The following is a 15,768-nucleotide window of genomic DNA, read 5'->3' on the forward strand; positions in this document are numbered from 1 at the left end:
GAAAGTTTGGGATCTTATTTCTTATGCTTCAACTTATTCTTTTTTCGATTAAATGGCCTTCATCCAAATAGAGGACACGGTCGCACCATGGCAAAACGCGGTCGTCATGTGTGACCATGATAGCGCTTTTCCCTAGCTCTTTCACTTCTGCGGCAAGAAGGCGCACAACTTCCATTCCTTTTGCAGCGTCTAAACTTGCTGTCGGTTCATCCGCCAAAAGCAAAGCCGGATCGTTCATAAGAGCTCTAGCAATGGCGACGCGTTGGCGTTCGCCCCCCGACAGCTTATCGGGATAACCGCTGCTGCGGTGGTTCAGGCCAAGCCTATTCAGCAGCTCCCGCGAGCGTCCGATCGCTTTCCTCTTGTCCATTCCGCCTAGCTTAGCGACAAGCATGAGCTGCTCTTCTACCTTCAGATAAGGAATTAAATTGGCCTGCTGAAAAATAAACCCTAACTTATGAAGCCGGACATTGGACAACTCTTGCTTGCTTTTACCGGTTACCCGTTCGCCATCTAACCAAACATCGCCGCTTGTCGGCTCAAGCAGTGCTCCGGCTATTGATAAGAACGTGCTTTTTCCTGAGCCAGAGGGGCCCATAACGGCTATGAGCTCCCCTTCCCGCACTTCAAGGTTTAATGTATCCAGTATCTTTCGCTGAATGCCGCCATCCTCGAAGGTATGCGTAATGTTTTCAAGCATCATTTTGTGTCTCATGTCGCTGTCCTCCCAATGGCATCCAAGGCGTCTATTTTGGCTACTTTCCAAACCGACAGCAAGGACCCGGCCAGTGACATTGCAATAAAAGCCGCGCTTGTAAGTAGAAGTGCAGATACAGGAAGCCGGAACGGCATTCCGCTAGGCAGCAGCGCTTCAACCGCCTGGACTACCATCACGCTGACCAAAAGGCTGCTTATCGCTATAAGCATCACTTGCAAAGCAACACTGCGTGCCAGATGCGAGGCAGGTGTGCCGATTGCTTTTAAAATACCAAACTGACTGGTCTTCTGGATCGTTATAACGTAGAAAAACACCGCCAATACAAAAGAAGATATGATATATAAAAATACAATCATCATGAGCAGCGAACCTTGCTCCTCTTTGTATCCGGGAATGGCCGATACGGCATCCGATTTCGTTATGATTTCGGCATCCGGCAATGCTGCTGCAAGCTGCTTCGCCTCTTCATTGCTCGACTTGACGGCAATCGCATTGTAAATCAATCCGCCTTCCGTTCCGTTTTCATCTGGGCGCACGGCTGACTCTTGAAGATGCCTCCAATCGTTTTCGTTCAAAAACACTACCGGCGAATGGCTGAACGACTCATGGCTGACAAATCCGCCCACCGTCCAGTTCAAGCCTGTAGTTTGATCGACAATAACAGAACCTACACCGATCCCCAATTCCTTCATTTTGGAATCAACGACCACTTGTCCTCTGCCTTCTAATGAAAGTGCTTCTCCTTCTGTTACCGAAGGCATGATCCAGCCGTCCGCTTTGATCCCGAGATAAGTGACATCCATTTTGCCGGAGTTTCCTTCCGCGGTGACGGTTGTCATGTGCACTCCAAGAGGCTGGACATTTTCTGCACCTGCTATTAAGCCCGCTTGCACCGTCACTTGCTCATCGATCTGTGAGCGGGTAAAGCGGTGATTCGAATCCTTCTCCATTATAAAATGTGAAGCGTCCATATTCTGAATCGATGCCGCATTGTCATAGGCCAACCCTTGCGCAAGCCCTGTAACAAACAGGACAAGAAAGGCGACCAGCAACATGATTATGCCAATTAACGAATAACGGACTTTGGCAAACCTCATTTCTCGAATGGCCAAATACATTTTGCTTCCCTCCTTTGATTCCAATAGTTTAGGAAGCGAAAATGAACAACAGATGAACAAATCATTACAAATCGGGAATCGTTACGATAAACTGAGTGCCGGCTCCTAATTTGCTGCTTACCTGAATATCCCCCTTATGGAGCAGTACAATCCTTTTTACAATGGCAAGCCCGAGTCCAGTTCGCCCGGAAGCACGCTCGCGGGCGGGGTCGGCACGATAGAATCGGTCGAACAAAAAGGGCAGATGTTCGGAAGAAATCCCTTCTCCCGTATCCGAAACAACGATGCGCGTGCAGGACTGTCCTTGCGTTGCGCGAACTTCAATTTTTCGGCCTGCCGGAATATGGTTGACCGCATTGCCCAGCAAATTTGTCCACACCTGCAACAACAGCACTTCATCTCCATAAATCGAGACAGATTCCGGAATGGACAGCTTAAGCAGCAGTTCCTTCTCCTCCAGCTGCCATTGGAGCATATCTGCAGCTTGGCGTATATGGCTCCGCAAGGAGAACCTCCTTTTGTTCAGCGCCTCTTCTCCTTGTTCCAATATTGATAGCGTCAAAAGTTGTTTACTAAGCATAGACAGATGGCGGCTTTCCGCTTCGACAATAAAGGCATATTGTTCTCGTTCCTCTTTCGGCAAATCACTCTGCGCCAATACTTTGGCAAAGCCTTGTATCGAGGTTAGCGGCGATTGAATTTCATGCGAGACATTCGATACAAATTGTTGGCGCGACAGATCAACCCTCTCCAGTTCCCGGCTCATTGTCATAAAATGTTCGGCGAGCTGGCCGATTTCGTCACGCCTTCCCGCAGTTAACCGAACATTGTAATTGCCCTGAGCAAGTCGCTTGGTCGCTTCGGTTAACTTCGCAATCGGCTTGACGATGTACCGGGTGCTAATTAAAAAGAGGAGAATGCTAACGATGATAGTAAGCAGTCCAATCAGAGCAAAGAAAGTCCGAAGCTCGCCGAATTGCAGCAGCACGTCCGGACGCATAAACAAGGCATACCTTTTCATCGACGATTGGACAGGCACGCCTACCGTATTGCTTAAGCGATTATCGAAAAATCCGGAAATAAAAGGTTTGTTCGGAAATTGCGCTACACCGTGATAGACGTTTCCGTCCAGCACTAGTCTGATGTCCCGCTCATCCAGATCCTTCTTGCGGAAGCTTCTACCGTAGAACTGAGACTCCCTCTCCCCATCCGTTATATAAATTTCATACCCTAGCGCGGCTGCATTTTGAAGATAACGATCCATGGCTGATGGCTCTGACTCTATAAATCCCTTCATTTGTTCCGCAATGGAAACAAGCTTCTCATCGTTAAAAGGTTTCAGCTTTATATGGTAATAAATATTTGAAGCAAGGAATCCAATCACGCTACTGGCGACAATAACGGCTAGCGTCATTAGAAACACCCGATAATAAAGGGATTTCATGCCTCCCTCACCACCATTTTGTAGCCCATGCCGCGTATCGTTTGAATGGAAAAATCGTCGGCGTAATCGGCAAATCGCTGGCGAAGCCGTTTAATGTGCACATCAACCGTCCTGTCGTCACCATCAAAATCCGCTCCCCATACGAGACGAATCAATTCATCCCGGGAGAAAAGGCGACCCGGATATTGGGCTAGTTGGGCCAACAGCGCAAACTCCTTTCGCGGCAGCAAAAAAAAGGATTGGCCGTCGGAAACTTCAACGTTTTTACGATCAATGGTAATGCGATGCAGCCGGATAAGGTCGTTCGATACCCGATTATAACGGCGAAATAACGCCTTAACCCGGAACAGCAGCTCCTCCGGTTCGAACGGTTTGGAAACATAGTCATCCGTCCCGCTCAAATAGCCTTGTTCTTTATCTGCCAGTTGATCTTTCGCTGTAAGCATAATGATGGGAATGTCGTAATTTTGACGAATATGTCCACATAGCTCAAACCCGTCGATATGCGGCATCATTACATCAATGATCGCTAAATCTATCTGCGAATGTTCCATCATCTTAATCGCTTCTGCCCCATCTCTCGCTTCATGCACGCTAAATCCTTCTCGAGTCATCACGTAGCGGACGAGCGCTCTAATACTGGGATCATCGTCAGCTAGCAGCAAATGGTTCAATGTCAGCCACCTCCGTTCATATCCTGGTTTCGATGTTAGCATATCACAAATGACTACAAAGTCTTGAATCAAAATCAAAAGTGGCGGTGCAAGGATAATCCCTGCAACCGCCACTCCCTTTTTGAACCAAACCTTCAATTACGATTTATTATTCATAAAATACGCCAAGAATGCTAAACATTTTTCCATATTTGATGCCCTCGGTGCCTTCGCTAGCGTATTGCTCGAAAGCCTCTTTCAATCTCGTATAAATAACATCGTCGCTTAATGACGGGTTAACTTTAATGTAGAATGATTGGTTCGAAGTAAAGCCTTGTTTCAGCAATGCGATTAATTCGGTCTCATTGTTCGCAAAAAGCCCTTGTTTGACGTAATAATCGTATTTATTGCTCGTGCTGGCGAACTTCGGAATATCTTTGTCTAGTGCAAACTCGTTTCCAAACGTATAATCTTTAGCCAAAAATGTGTCCGGCGAATTATAGACTGCATATGGAATCGCGTTTTCGCCGTCATTGTTCGTCACATCGACGTGGAACCACGACTTGCCATCCGCTTGTACCATATTCCATGCATGAGGAACGGATCCAAGTTTGCCTGTCATCACGACGGATTGAACGCCTGCCGCATCGGCCAGCAATTTAAATGCTTCCGCGTAGCTTTGGCAAACCCCGACGCCATTAATTAGAATGCCGTAAGGGTTGAAAGCTGCTGCGTATTTAGCCGAAATTTTCGCTGTATCCACGCCGTCCAAATATTCCTGCAAAACCTCATCCTGATAACGTCCATTTTCGGTAATCCAATCATGAATCGCTTTTTCCTTCTGCTCGATCGTCATGCCTGGCTTAATAATGGAAGCGACTACCGATTTGACTTTTGCTTTAATCTCGTTCTGTTGCTTCACAATCGAATCTTTCGAAGCGCTTGAATATTTAATAATCAGCGACTTTTTGGAATAGTCGAATGCGAACTCTTTTTCATCCAAAATTAAAGGATACTGCGTAATGACTTTTAGCAAGGTGTCTTTAAGAACGCTAGAATCTCCAGCCTCTGGATATGCGCTCAAATTAATAGATGTGTTCCGTGCCATAAGTCCGTCGGCAATCGCTTTTTCCAAAGCTCCGACAGCCGGCGGTTTAGGTTGCGGAGTTGTTTCTACCGATTTTGTAATATCTGTCGGCGTTGAAGGATTTGCTGGCTTATCCGGAATGGTATCAATTTTGATTTTATCGCTGTTGTCATCTGCGCCAACGTTAGGCGTGCTTCCGCTGGACTCGAATGCAGCAATCTCTTCCTCTGTTGTTTTTCTATCGGTGTGAACAACTGTTCTGAATGTTGTGCCTAAAATTTTTCCTTCATAGGTGTAAAAACCATAAGAGCCGTCATCCCCTTCCAGCTTGTCAATGGGATCTCTAAGATTCCACACAACGGGATGATCTTTCGTTACATATTTGCCGTTACCCAAATATTTACGAGTTTGAACAGGAATCGTTCTTGGAAGATCCAAATAGGATTCTAAATCACCTAATCCAAAAATCGTTTTTGCATCGTGATGTACATTGTAAATAGCGAGCGGCTCGAGTTCTTCTCCGTCAATAATATTGCTTAGACGAGACTCTTTCCCGTTGACAATAGCCGTCACCGCATACTCGTACGAGCTAGAAACATATGTGTTCATGGTCGTTTCTTTGAATTCTTCTTTGGTCAGGACAAACTCTGACGTTGAAGATTTGCCGAAGGCTTCCATTTTGTACCGACTACCGGAGTAAATCTTATAACCGCTTGCGCCTTTGATCGGTTCCCAGCGCAACGTTAGATTTCCATCTTCATTCGCTTTATATTGAATACTCGGAGCCGGTACCGGGGAGCCAATGGTAAACATCAATCTTTTTGGCGTTTTCAGTTGTGTCAGCTTCGCCGATTTTACATCCAGTGCGATGACAATATAATATTTTTGCAGTCCACCCCATGTTCGCGCAGTTGCGGAGTCTACGCCTGGTCTTGGGTACATTCCCCAGCTGCTTTTATCCGGACGGATCGTAACGGTATTTGTTTTTTTATCGTAGGTGACTTCAGCCAACAATTGATCAGTAGCTTCACGATCCGCGAAAACTTTAATTAATTCAGTCACTCTGTTCTCAGACCAAATATCTTTTGTATTGAGTTTTAGTTTGAACGTAAATACTTTGTTTGCCGGCACATTATAAATAGGGGCCAAATCTTGATACACCGTACCGAATGGCGGTTTGTCTTTCGTGCTGGAAGCAGAAGCGGGGGATACAGGCAAAAGACCTACAAACAAGGCCAAAGCCAGCATGAATGCGATTACTTTGCGAAACTTCATTGTCTCGTCTCCCTTATGTGTAATATAAAATGTGTGACCGCAATTGAGCATGGCCTCAACGAGCGGTTATGTAAAAGCAAAGAGTTGTTAAGAGACACATGACCCCTATCGCGAAAACAACCCTATTGCCCTCTACAAAATAGGCGAGCCTCTATCAACATAAAACAACAATGTTTTCATAGAGTGGCAGGAAAATGATTCTATAAAACTACGACTTAAGTAACATTTCTTGATGAATTATACAATAGACTTCATTATATTTCCATATATAAAATAGAAATGGTTCCGTTTTCAGGACGATCCGGGCAGGACCCCCTCCATTAAAATCCTATAAAATATAAAAGCTCGAACGCCTCATAAGGATGAGACGTCCGAGCTTTTATACGAGAGTGTTTTAATCCAGCCTGTAAACCGTGCTCCCTATTTTTACAAATCCGGTATTGGCATTCGTTTGAGCGGATTTCGCCGTAATCTTCTTTTTAGAAATTGGCGGACTTGCTGAATGAGATGCTGCGATTACACGATTCGTTTTGGATGAAACCTTGACGGAAACGACTTTTTTCAATCCTTTTGAATGATCCTTTAATGGGTAATCCGGCAATGGAGGTGCTGGAGAAGCGGCATCGACAACAGAACGAGCCATTTTTCCACTATGATAGGTCACAATATCCTCTAAACAAAACAATGCTTGATGGGAAAGCCGTTCATTGGAGAACGGTTTTTCCTTCAGCTTCCCTTTAATGATTATTGTGGAGTTCATAATATCCGTAGGAACGGCTTGCCCCTTAGACTCAAAGGTCCGCTCAATCTTTAGCAGCTGTTCCTTGCGATCAAAGTATAGTCGATAATCATGAATAAGCCGCAGCAGCTTATGTACGTTAGCCTCAATAGCGATGCATTCCAGCTCATTGGCAGCATGGCGCCTGGCTAAGTTACCAATGATTAAATTTAATATTGCACCCTCCATTCGGGAGAAAGCTGTGCCGCTTAACCGAGCTTTTGAGTGTAACATGTAACGCCCGCCCCTGCTTTAGTATGGTGTTGTCCCCTTTTTCTCCGCAACGAACCTCAGGAATTAAGACTTAAGTTCCCCCTCGACTGGCCGATCGACAAAACGCTCGTTCTTATTGTTTCAGTAATGATTCATATGAGACATAAGCACCATTTATGATCTATTCAGAACGCACGAAACGCCACTTCCTTATATATCTGTCAAAAAAGAAAAAAGTCCACCCTCACGCTCCCTGTTCGCAGGAGACGCTGAAGTGGACCGGCAAACATGAGCGGTTTATCCGATTTGCATAATGTTTATATTCGCTGAAACAAACTTGGTGGTCGTCACATTCGTATTATTAATGAGTTCCAAAACTTGACCCGGGTCTGACCCTGTATTAAAGACGGCTGAACCTGCGGCGCTTGTAAAGACGGTTGTGAGATCCGTAAGCGCTGGTGCGAGTGATAGGCTTTGCTCCAAAAAGTTGTTATTCAGCGATAAAATAACACGCACAGCCGACCCCACAACTAAAGGGCAAGCGATAAAATTGTAGGAAGCAAAGTAGGTCGCATTGGGCAACAATGTAATGATCGTTGGCGAGCTTGGAGAAAACGTAATGCCAGTACCGTTAACCGTTTCCGCTTCTAGAAAAGGCAAAGGCTCATCAAAACCAACATCAACATATCCGTATCCATAAATGCCAGCATTATTGCCGGTTACGGAAGTTCCATCGTTTGCAGGCCCCAGTTCGACAATTCGCAGGTTGACGCTGCTAAAGTTGGCTCCCGACACACCTGAAGGCGGGAAACCGTTTAGTAGCAAAACACTAGGATTTGGCGAAGACGGCGTATTAAATACGACTCCGCCCGAGACGCTTGAAACGGGAGCATTCAAACCTGGGGGAATGGTTGATGGGAAGGATAACGTTTGCGATCCAGGTATGAGCGTTCCGTTGAGCGTTAATTGCGAAGATAACACAAAGCCTACGGTTGGAGTAGAAAATTGAGCGTTATATTCTGCCAAATAGGCTGTATTCGGAGCGAGTAAGACATTAGACGTTCCCTGCAATTGAATGGAAGAACCGTTTTGAACGACAGTCGATAAAATAGCCGGCGATCCATTGACGGGGATGGCTCCGCATCCCCCCGAACAAGCAAAATCTGCGCTGCTACTCATAATTTCATTTCTCCTCCTTTCCGTCTGCTCGCTATCCAAGTTTAATGATACTAATGCCGTAATCGATATACGATTGAGGAATGGCCCCGTTATTTATAACCGTTAGTGTGCTTGGTCCTCCGCTTGGTGTATTAATAATCGTGGTTGAAATAAGGGCGGTTATCGCTTGAGAGCCGCCGGGCAACGATTGCATGATCGTATCCGAGCCTGGAATTGTAGTTCCGTTTAATTGCAGAGCAACATTCCCAAGCAACGTTCCGGCAACAGACAACTCCGCTTTCAAGCGATAATCTATATAATAAGTTTGATCGGGTGCGAGAATAAAATCAGTTGAACCTGCCGTATGAGAAATCGCAGTGCCATTAAGCGTCACGTTTGTAGGGAACGGAATAGGATCGCCTGGAGCAATGATTGCAGAAGGCGCAACCAAGTTATTGACAAACGCATTATTTTCCGTTTCCTGTATACCTGTTGCTCCCGTTGCTCCGGTCGGGCCTGTATCCCCCGTCGCGCCTGTTGCGCCAGTCGCGCCTGTTGCTCCTGTTGCCCCAGTCGCCCCGGTTTCGCTAGCTCCGGTCGGGCCTGTTGGTCCGGTCACACATTCACAATCTCCTGTAGGTCCTGTTGCCCCAGTTGCCCCTGTATCTCCAGTGCTGCCTGTTATACCCGTGTTGCCCGGATCACCCAAAGCTCCTGTAGGCCCTGTATCACCGGTCGCACCAGTTGCACCAACAGCCCCGGCGCTGCCAGTAATCCCGGTTGCTCCTGTTGCCCCCGTTGCTCCGGTAGCGCCTGTCGAGCCAGTGGCCCCGGTTGTGCCAGTTGCTCCAGTCGCTCCGGTTGCCCCAGTAATGCCAGTTGGACCGGTGAGTCCTGTTGCCCCGGTCGCCCCAGTTGCTCCGGTCGCCCCAGTTGCCCCGGTCGCCCCAGTTGCTCCCGTTGCTCCCGTTGCTCCGGTTGGGCCGGTTGCTCCGGTTGGGCCAGTTGCTCCAGTCGAACCGGTTGCCCCGGTCGGGCCAGTTGCTCCGGTCAATCCTGTTGCCCCAGCTGCTCCAGTCGAACCAGTCGGGCCGGTTGCTCCAGTGGCCCCGGTTGTCCCAATCGGGCCAGTGGCCCCGGTAGGTCCCGTCGGCCCAGTCGGCCCTTTCAATGGCGTGTTTAAAACAGCGGTTAATTTATCGGATAACAGCATTTCATATTTCAAAGATTGTGCGATCGTATTCCTTATACTGCTGTTAATATTAAGCAGGTCGCTTACAGTAGCGGGCGGAGTTAATCCTGGAAGTGTCCCCAGCGTATATTGAAGCTTTTCAGCCTCGGCATTCACAATATGGCTTAACCCCAACTCCTCAAGGGCAACAGACACTAATAACAAATTTAAAGCGTCATCTAATGCAATGGTTATCGTAGGTGTAATATTAGGAATGTTGGCTTGTGACATCATTTTCACTCCAATCGCTTAGAAGTTGAATTTATTCGGTTAATTCAAGGCGATGACACTAACATTAACACTTGTTGCAGTGCCAGTAGAACCTACCCCCAGAATGACGTTAATGGTCGAAGTTGTAGCTCCTGTGGCATCCACAATCATGCTTCCTCCCAGAGTAGCCGTATCTCCTGCAGGACCAGCCATATAATCGATCACTTGCGCCGCTCCATTAAACAAGAGCTGTAAGTCGGAGCTGCCAGCCGTTGCCGTTTCAAGTTCACTGGTAAATGCAACGTAGTAGGTGTGGCCTGGTTGTACAAAAATGTTAATATCGCCCGGAGTTAGAGATATAAGCGAGCCCTGCTGCAATCGAACAGTATTAAACGGCAAGAAAGTTCCTCCGCCTAAGCTTAGTCCTGTAGAGAAGGAACTCAAGAAGTTAGCCGTTGCCAGAGCTGTAGCTCCCGTTGCTCCTGTTGCGCCCGTTGCCCCTGTAGATCCGGTTGCTCCCGTTACACCTGTAGCTCCTGTCGCCCCTGTGGCCCCCGTCGGTCCCGGTAAACCTGTTGGTCCTGTCGGGCCAGGCGGGCAATTGATTGGACAAGTACCGAGGGGTCCAACCGCTCCATCGGCACCGGTGGCACCCGTTGAACCAGTTGCGCCGGTTGCTCCCGTTACTCCTGTATCTCCAGTCGATCCAGTTGCGCCAGTTGCGCCGGTTGCCCCTGTCACGCCCGGATCGCCAGTAGAACCAGTCGCGCCTGTGTCTCCGGTTGCTCCTGTTTCACCCGTAGCACCTGTCGCGCCCGTTGCCCCTGTAGTGCCGGCAACCCCAGTCGCGCCAGTAACACCTGTTGCCCCGGTTGCTCCCGTTGCGCCAGTTGCTCCAGTAGCACCGGTTGCTCCCGTCGCTCCTGTCAGTCCTGTTGCCCCAGTCGTACCCGTTTGGCCTGTCGCGCCTGTCCCGCCTGTTGTACCGGTAGCACCAATAGCACCGGCAGCACCTATTGCCCCGGTTGCTCCTGTTGCTCCAACAGCACCAGTTGCTCCCGTCGCCCCTGTCGGTCCGGTAGACCCAGTCGATCCAGTCGGCCCTGTAGTGCCTGACGCGCCGGTTGCCCCTGTCGGGCCAGTTGCTCCTCTAGACACATCAAGTTGCAAGATGTTGTCTAACTTAGATTCCAATAAGAGAGCCTGTCTGGCTAACGCAGTAATCGTGTTCTGAACGCTGTTGTTAATTAACAGCAGATCACTTATTGTAGCTAGGGGCGTTAAGCCCGGCAGGGTACCGACCAAATATTGAATTTTCTCTCCTTCTGCATTGAGAATATGACTAAGTCCCAGCTCCTCGATCGCAATCGAAGCGAGCAGCAATGAGATGGCCTGATCTTGAGTCAATGTGATTACGGGTGTTACATTAGGCAAATTCGCTTGTGACACTGGGCAGCTCTCCTTTCCTTCATTTATTGAAGAGTATAAATGGAAATCGAAGTATCGTTGAACACGGTCGCGGCGCCCGATGTGTTTAAGAGCTGCAGAACTGAAGGCGTGCCTCCCGTTTGAATAATGGTTTGGTTTTGCAACTGTACAGGAGTCCCTACAGTTGTCACATATATCGACTCCGTTCCCGGAACATCTATGCCGTCCAAATTCAGCACTGTGGACGCAGTAGTGCCTGCAACGACCGCTTGAGCAGCATAGAACACAAAATACGTATGGTTTGCGGCAAGATTAATCGTCCCGGTACCGGGCGTGTTTGAAATGAGAGTACCGTTGACGGCGTTGTTCGATTGCAGAAGAATAGGCGAACCATCCGCCACGATTTGACTAATGGTCGTAATGAAGTTTGCATTGGCACTCGTAATCGTGTCGCCAGTAGCCCCGGTTGCACCAGTAGCCCCAACACTTCCCGTCAGTCCGGTTGCTCCGGTTGCACCGGTGGCTCCCGTTGCTCCAGTCGCACCAAATCCGGTGGCCCCTGTTGGCCCCGTTGGACCAGGAGGGCAAATCGGACAAGGCCCCGTTGGACCTGTTACTCCCGTAGCCCCCAAAGCTCCGGTCGCGCCAGTCGAACCCGTTGCACCGGTAGCTCCATCTGCTCCGGCTGCTCCTATACTCCCAGTTGGTCCGGTACTACCCGTAGCTCCTGTAGCCCCGTCTGCTCCGGTTGCTCCCGTTGCCCCCGTTGCTCCTGTAGCCCCAACTGCTCCGGTCGCGCCGGTATTGCCTGTGACTCCTGTGCTTCCTGGGTCTCCTATAGCCCCGATATCACCAATTGCTCCAGTCAGTCCAGTTGCTCCTGTTTCACCTATAGCCCCTATGTCCCCAGTTGCCCCAGTACTTCCTGGGTCACCTACAGCGCCTGTGGCTCCTATCGCTCCAGTGGCTCCTGTGTCCCCTGTCGCTCCTGTGCTTCCGGCGGCTCCGGTCGCTCCTATGTCGCCAGTTGCACCTGTTCCTCCAGTTGTTCCCGTGCTTCCTGTTGCTCCGGTCGCTCCTGTACCTCCTGGTCCGGTAGCTCCCGTTGCTCCTGTAGCCCCAGTAGCTCCGATGGTCACTTCCGAATCAAGCACACATGTGAGCATAGAACTCAATACAATATCTTTTTTTGTCGTCACATTCAGCGTATCTCTGACACTCTCATTAATCGCCAGTATGTCACTGATCGTGGCAGGACTGCTTAAACCTGGTAGGGTGCCGAGCACATACTGTATTTTCTCCGCTTCTGCGTTGATAACATGGCTCAGTCCTAGCTCTTCAAGTGCAATAGAGGCCAATAACAGGTTGATCGCATCATCACGAGTTACAGTGATCCCCGGAGTAATATTGGGAATATTAGCTTGCGACATTAGTAGTTTCCTCCTTTTTAAAATGAAGTAATTGAAAATAGGACGCCGTGGAGCAACGGCGTCAAAAGAATGAAAATGCATTGTTTTCATAGAAGTCCTTGCTATAGCTTATTGCGAAGGCTACGTTTTGTGCTGGTTATCTCATCTATTTTCAGCTGCAGTGTGAATGGACTGCTAATAGATTTCCATAAAAACGGTATCGAGTTATCTATTTTGCGGAGTCCGTTAGCCGAACACCCCGCTTCCTCCATTTTGCTCGAAGCTGGCATTTCTATTGGAATAATTAACCTGCAGCTAAAAAATGAGGACAGCAGCCTCTTTGGCTGCTGTCCTCTGAATGCTGCTTAAACGAGCTTAAGCTGGCTCGATATGACTCCTAAATGAATCGCTTCATGCATCAAAGCGAAGTTAAATAGCTCTCCCGATGTATGGAATTTAAATGGACCAAGCTCAAATGGGGACTGAAGCTTTGTATTAAGCAATTCCGGAGTCAATGGGGACAGTCTGGCGAACTGAGCCGACAACTGCTCCATTAGCTCTTCCTTAGAAGGTGGCGCCTCTACCCAATTCGAAGGTTTCGTTCCCGAATTAAAGTAGGCTTCGTAAAGCTCTGGCAGTTGAGGTGGCGAGTTGAAACTTAGCGTACTATATTTATCCATCCAATAAACGATATGTCCAACATTCCACCGGATCGTGTTATTGAAGCCTTCCGGCTGGGTGTCCATCCCCGTTTCCGATATTTGTCCGAGCGTACCGATTACAATTTGCCGAAGCACCTGGGCCGTATTTAAAATGGCTTGTGTCATTGTTGACTCCTCCTCATAATGGGGTTGTTTCTTCCACACCTTTAGCTTACCTTCACTGCTTCCACTCAACAATCACGAGATTCCGATGCAATTGATCGGTTTTACTAATCAATAATTAGTAATTGCTGGTTATGAACTTTCAGCGATATAATGGCGGTGAACAACGGTTTCGAGAGGAGCATCAGATTATGGAGCTTAGACAGCTTGAATATTTTGCTGCGATTTGTAAGGAGATGCATTTCTCTAGGGCGGCAGAAAACCTCTGCACCACTCAATCCAATTTGAGTCAGCAAATTAAATTTCTGGAGAACGAGCTTGGCCTCCCGCTCTTTAATCGGATCGGCAAACGGATTACTTTAACCGATGCGGGAAAGGTATTGCTTAAACAAAGTGAACTTATATTTGAACATGTCGATTACGCCAAAAAGGCGATTGCGGATCTCAAAACGATAGATGGGGGACGGCTTGATATCGGCATTTTGCCAGGGGACGGAGAATTACTGTTTGATGCTCTACTTATTGATCTTCATAAGGCCTATCCTAAACTTTCAATAAATGTGACAGAAACCGTAGATGTATATGAACAAGTTCTTAGCGGGACAAGAGACCTCGGAGTGACAACCGTGCCAACCAAGACGGATGAACGAATTGCTGTTATCCCTTTGTTTCATGAGGAGTTTTGTTTGGCTATCCGTTCGGATCATCCTCTTGCCAAGTCCAAAGCCATTCCATTCGAGCAGCTTCAGTATCTAAAAATGGTCATGTTCGGTTCTGACCATCAGATCGCCAAAGTGGTTCAAGCTTGTTGCCAGGAGCAAGGCATTGTCATTGACAACCCGATTGTAACCTCCACTCTATCGACGCTGCTGTCACTGGTCAATCAAGGAATAGGAGCGACTATTCTCCCGAAAATGCTGCTTGATTATATTAAAGATGAGAATATTTCTGCCGTCACTTTGCTAAAGCCGACGCCGAGTCAAGATATCTGCATTATCTATCGCTCGGATAAATTTATGGGTCAAGCCGCAAAGCTGTTTATAAAGGAATTGCAATCTTTCATTCAGAATGTAAAAGACCATCATGCTCGCTCGTTAGGTTGAGAGCCTCTGTGAACCATGATTGGACAGTCGTGGCCATTAAATAAAGGTACCCTGCAAGGTACCTTTTGCAATCATTTGCAGTTCATAGAGTTGATGAATAAGATAACAGAAGTATAAATGCTGTAATTAAAATTCGGAGAATAAAGGAATAGACAGAAGGCTGCCACGTATTTGATGGTTTGATGTACTTAACGGGTAATCGAGACAGGATATAAAAGGAACTCGGTTTTAGAGGATTATAAATGATTTTTGCACTTTTACTTTCTTTTAATTTGTAACCGTATAAGAACATCCTATAGAAAGATTGTCTTCCAATGGTATGCGACGCATTGTAATGATTATTAGTGCGATAGACATATCCTTGAGAGAAATTCCCTGTACGCAATGTTCGTGCACAATCCGTACCTCTCCAAATCGAAAAGGCTAGCATAATAATAAAAAGGAAGGTTATTCCGATGGAAACAGGAAGATAGTGCGTTTTGTTCGTTGTGCCGACTATTTCAGAAACATGCGGATAACGTGGATTGTATACTATTTGTACGGTTTCCCCCGCTATATAACTAGGCAAATCGCTTGACGCCCTTCTTTCTTCAGATCCCCCTACATAATGCTCTCCATTTACTGTGTATGAAAATTCATATTTCATAATGTATGATCCTTTATGAGCAAAAGCTTCATTTGCCTTAATTACCTCAGCGGTTGTCATACTGCTCATGTTCGGTCGTTTGATATCTAATTGCATATGTTCTATCGTAATCAAGCAACACATGAATGATAGCAAATACAATAATAAATTTTTATAGGATGCAAACAGGGTGATCCAGGCCATCCAATGTAGTTTTTTCAATGAAGAACTCCTTTAGTAAATGTTAGGCATGACTGTTTATGTTTTGGTTCTCGGTATCCTAAACTACATGTGTGAAGTTGTGGAGAAACCAGCCCCTTCTATTTTTCTTGCCATCAATCAGCTTATGAATCTCCTCCCGGCCGTGCTTTTCAGTAGTCTTCACTTCTAACTTCACTATCACTATCACTATCACTATCACTATCACTATCATCCTCATCATGGTATTCCCAATCAAGGATACGATCAATGTTGCATGCAGTATGCCAGAGAGC

Annotated in this window: 12 protein-coding genes and 1 pseudogene; 1 reads left to right on the forward strand and 12 read right to left on the reverse strand. The window is 47.3% G+C overall.

The window, feature by feature from the left end:
- Window positions 1-28 precede the first annotated feature (28 nt).
- The 11 genes and pseudogenes from ACFQZE_RS04695 to ACFQZE_RS04745 all read right to left on the reverse strand — a co-directional run bounded on the left by ACFQZE_RS04695 (window position 29) and on the right by ACFQZE_RS04745 (window position 13,549).
- Window positions 29-715 carry an ABC transporter ATP-binding protein gene (locus tag ACFQZE_RS04695; RefSeq protein ID WP_379354150.1) on the reverse strand — a complete coding sequence of 229 codons (687 nt, stop codon included), beginning with the start codon at window positions 713-715 and terminating at the stop codon, window positions 29-31.
- Window positions 712-1,836 carry an ABC transporter permease gene (locus ACFQZE_RS04700; RefSeq protein WP_379354152.1) on the reverse strand — a complete coding sequence of 375 codons (1,125 nt, stop codon included), beginning with the start codon at window positions 1,834-1,836 and terminating at the stop codon, window positions 712-714. The genes ACFQZE_RS04695 and ACFQZE_RS04700 overlap by 4 nt, the downstream gene beginning before the upstream one ends.
- A 64-nt stretch (window positions 1,837-1,900) precedes the next feature.
- Window positions 1,901-3,280 (reverse strand): sensor histidine kinase, encoded by a 1,380-nt coding sequence (locus tag ACFQZE_RS04705; protein ID WP_379354154.1) that lies wholly within the window; start codon window positions 3,278-3,280, stop codon window positions 1,901-1,903.
- Window positions 3,277-3,960, reverse strand: coding sequence for a response regulator transcription factor (locus tag ACFQZE_RS04710; RefSeq protein ID WP_379355510.1), 684 nt, complete (start codon window positions 3,958-3,960; stop codon window positions 3,277-3,279). Before ACFQZE_RS04710 ends, ACFQZE_RS04705 begins: the two co-directional genes overlap by 4 nt.
- Window positions 3,961-4,102: 142 nt before the next feature.
- Window positions 4,103-6,295, reverse strand: a complete 2,193-nt coding sequence (locus ACFQZE_RS04715) for a transglutaminase domain-containing protein (RefSeq protein WP_379354156.1) — start codon at window positions 6,293-6,295, stop codon at window positions 4,103-4,105.
- A gap of 394 nt (window positions 6,296-6,689) precedes the next feature.
- A complete protein-coding gene (locus tag ACFQZE_RS04720) occupies window positions 6,690-7,307 on the reverse strand; it encodes a hypothetical protein (RefSeq protein ID WP_379354158.1) in 618 nt (205 codons plus the stop codon).
- A 276-nt stretch (window positions 7,308-7,583) separates the two neighbouring features.
- A complete protein-coding gene (locus ACFQZE_RS04725) occupies window positions 7,584-8,465 on the reverse strand; it encodes a hypothetical protein (protein WP_379354160.1) in 882 nt (293 codons plus the stop codon).
- Window positions 8,466-8,496: 31 nt separating this feature from the next.
- Window positions 8,497-9,906 carry an alpha-helical endospore appendage domain-containing protein gene (locus ACFQZE_RS04730; protein WP_379354162.1) on the reverse strand — a complete coding sequence of 470 codons (1,410 nt, stop codon included), beginning with the start codon at window positions 9,904-9,906 and terminating at the stop codon, window positions 8,497-8,499.
- Between the two features lie 429 nt (window positions 9,907-10,335).
- Window positions 10,336-11,334, reverse strand: a pseudogene (locus ACFQZE_RS04735) (alpha-helical endospore appendage domain-containing protein); the annotation flags it as partial.
- 23 nt (window positions 11,335-11,357) lie between these two features.
- Window positions 11,358-12,743, reverse strand: coding sequence for an alpha-helical endospore appendage domain-containing protein (locus tag ACFQZE_RS04740; RefSeq protein WP_379354167.1), 1,386 nt, complete (start codon window positions 12,741-12,743; stop codon window positions 11,358-11,360).
- Between the two features lie 344 nt (window positions 12,744-13,087).
- Complete coding sequence (locus ACFQZE_RS04745) at window positions 13,088-13,549, reverse strand: DinB family protein (RefSeq protein WP_379354169.1); 462 nt, start codon at window positions 13,547-13,549, stop codon at window positions 13,088-13,090.
- Window positions 13,550-13,737: 188 nt separating this feature from the next.
- Between ACFQZE_RS04745 and ACFQZE_RS04750 the strand changes: the two genes are divergently transcribed.
- On the forward strand, window positions 13,738-14,649 hold the full coding sequence (locus ACFQZE_RS04750) for a LysR family transcriptional regulator (protein WP_379354171.1): 912 nt from the start codon (window positions 13,738-13,740) through the stop codon (window positions 14,647-14,649).
- 82 nt (window positions 14,650-14,731) lie between these two features.
- Here the strand turns inward: ACFQZE_RS04750 and ACFQZE_RS04755 are convergent, their stop codons facing one another.
- The gene (locus tag ACFQZE_RS04755) at window positions 14,732-15,496 is read right to left on the reverse strand and encodes a DUF3592 domain-containing protein (protein ID WP_379354173.1); all 765 of its coding nucleotides are present in this window, start codon (window positions 15,494-15,496) and stop codon (window positions 14,732-14,734) included.
- Window positions 15,497-15,768 lie beyond the last annotated feature (272 nt).

The sequence above is a fragment of the Paenibacillus sp. GCM10027627 genome (genome assembly GCF_042675505.1).
GTDB lineage: Bacteria > Bacillota > Bacilli > Paenibacillales > Paenibacillaceae > Pristimantibacillus.

Coding starts and splice junctions, on each gene's coding strand:
- ACFQZE_RS04730 (WP_379354162.1), bottom strand. CDS start 9,906: ATGTCACAAGCCAACATTCCTAATATTACACCTACGATAACCATTGCA.
- ACFQZE_RS04725 (WP_379354160.1), bottom strand. CDS start 8,465: ATGAGTAGCAGCGCAGATTTTGCTTGTTCGGGGGGATGCGGAGCCATC.
- ACFQZE_RS04700 (WP_379354152.1), bottom strand. CDS start 1,836: ATGTATTTGGCCATTCGAGAAATGAGGTTTGCCAAAGTCCGTTATTCG.
- ACFQZE_RS04705 (WP_379354154.1), bottom strand. CDS start 3,280: ATGAAATCCCTTTATTATCGGGTGTTTCTAATGACGCTAGCCGTTATT.
- ACFQZE_RS04740 (WP_379354167.1), bottom strand. CDS start 12,743: ATGTCGCAAGCTAATATTCCCAATATTACTCCGGGGATCACTGTAACT.
- ACFQZE_RS04745 (WP_379354169.1), bottom strand. CDS start 13,549: ATGACACAAGCCATTTTAAATACGGCCCAGGTGCTTCGGCAAATTGTA.
- ACFQZE_RS04720 (WP_379354158.1), bottom strand. CDS start 7,307: ATGTTACACTCAAAAGCTCGGTTAAGCGGCACAGCTTTCTCCCGAATG.
- ACFQZE_RS04750 (WP_379354171.1), top strand. CDS start 13,738: ATGGAGCTTAGACAGCTTGAATATTTTGCTGCGATTTGTAAGGAGATG.
- ACFQZE_RS04715 (WP_379354156.1), bottom strand. CDS start 6,295: ATGAAGTTTCGCAAAGTAATCGCATTCATGCTGGCTTTGGCCTTGTTT.
- ACFQZE_RS04695 (WP_379354150.1), bottom strand. CDS start 715: ATGAGACACAAAATGATGCTTGAAAACATTACGCATACCTTCGAGGAT.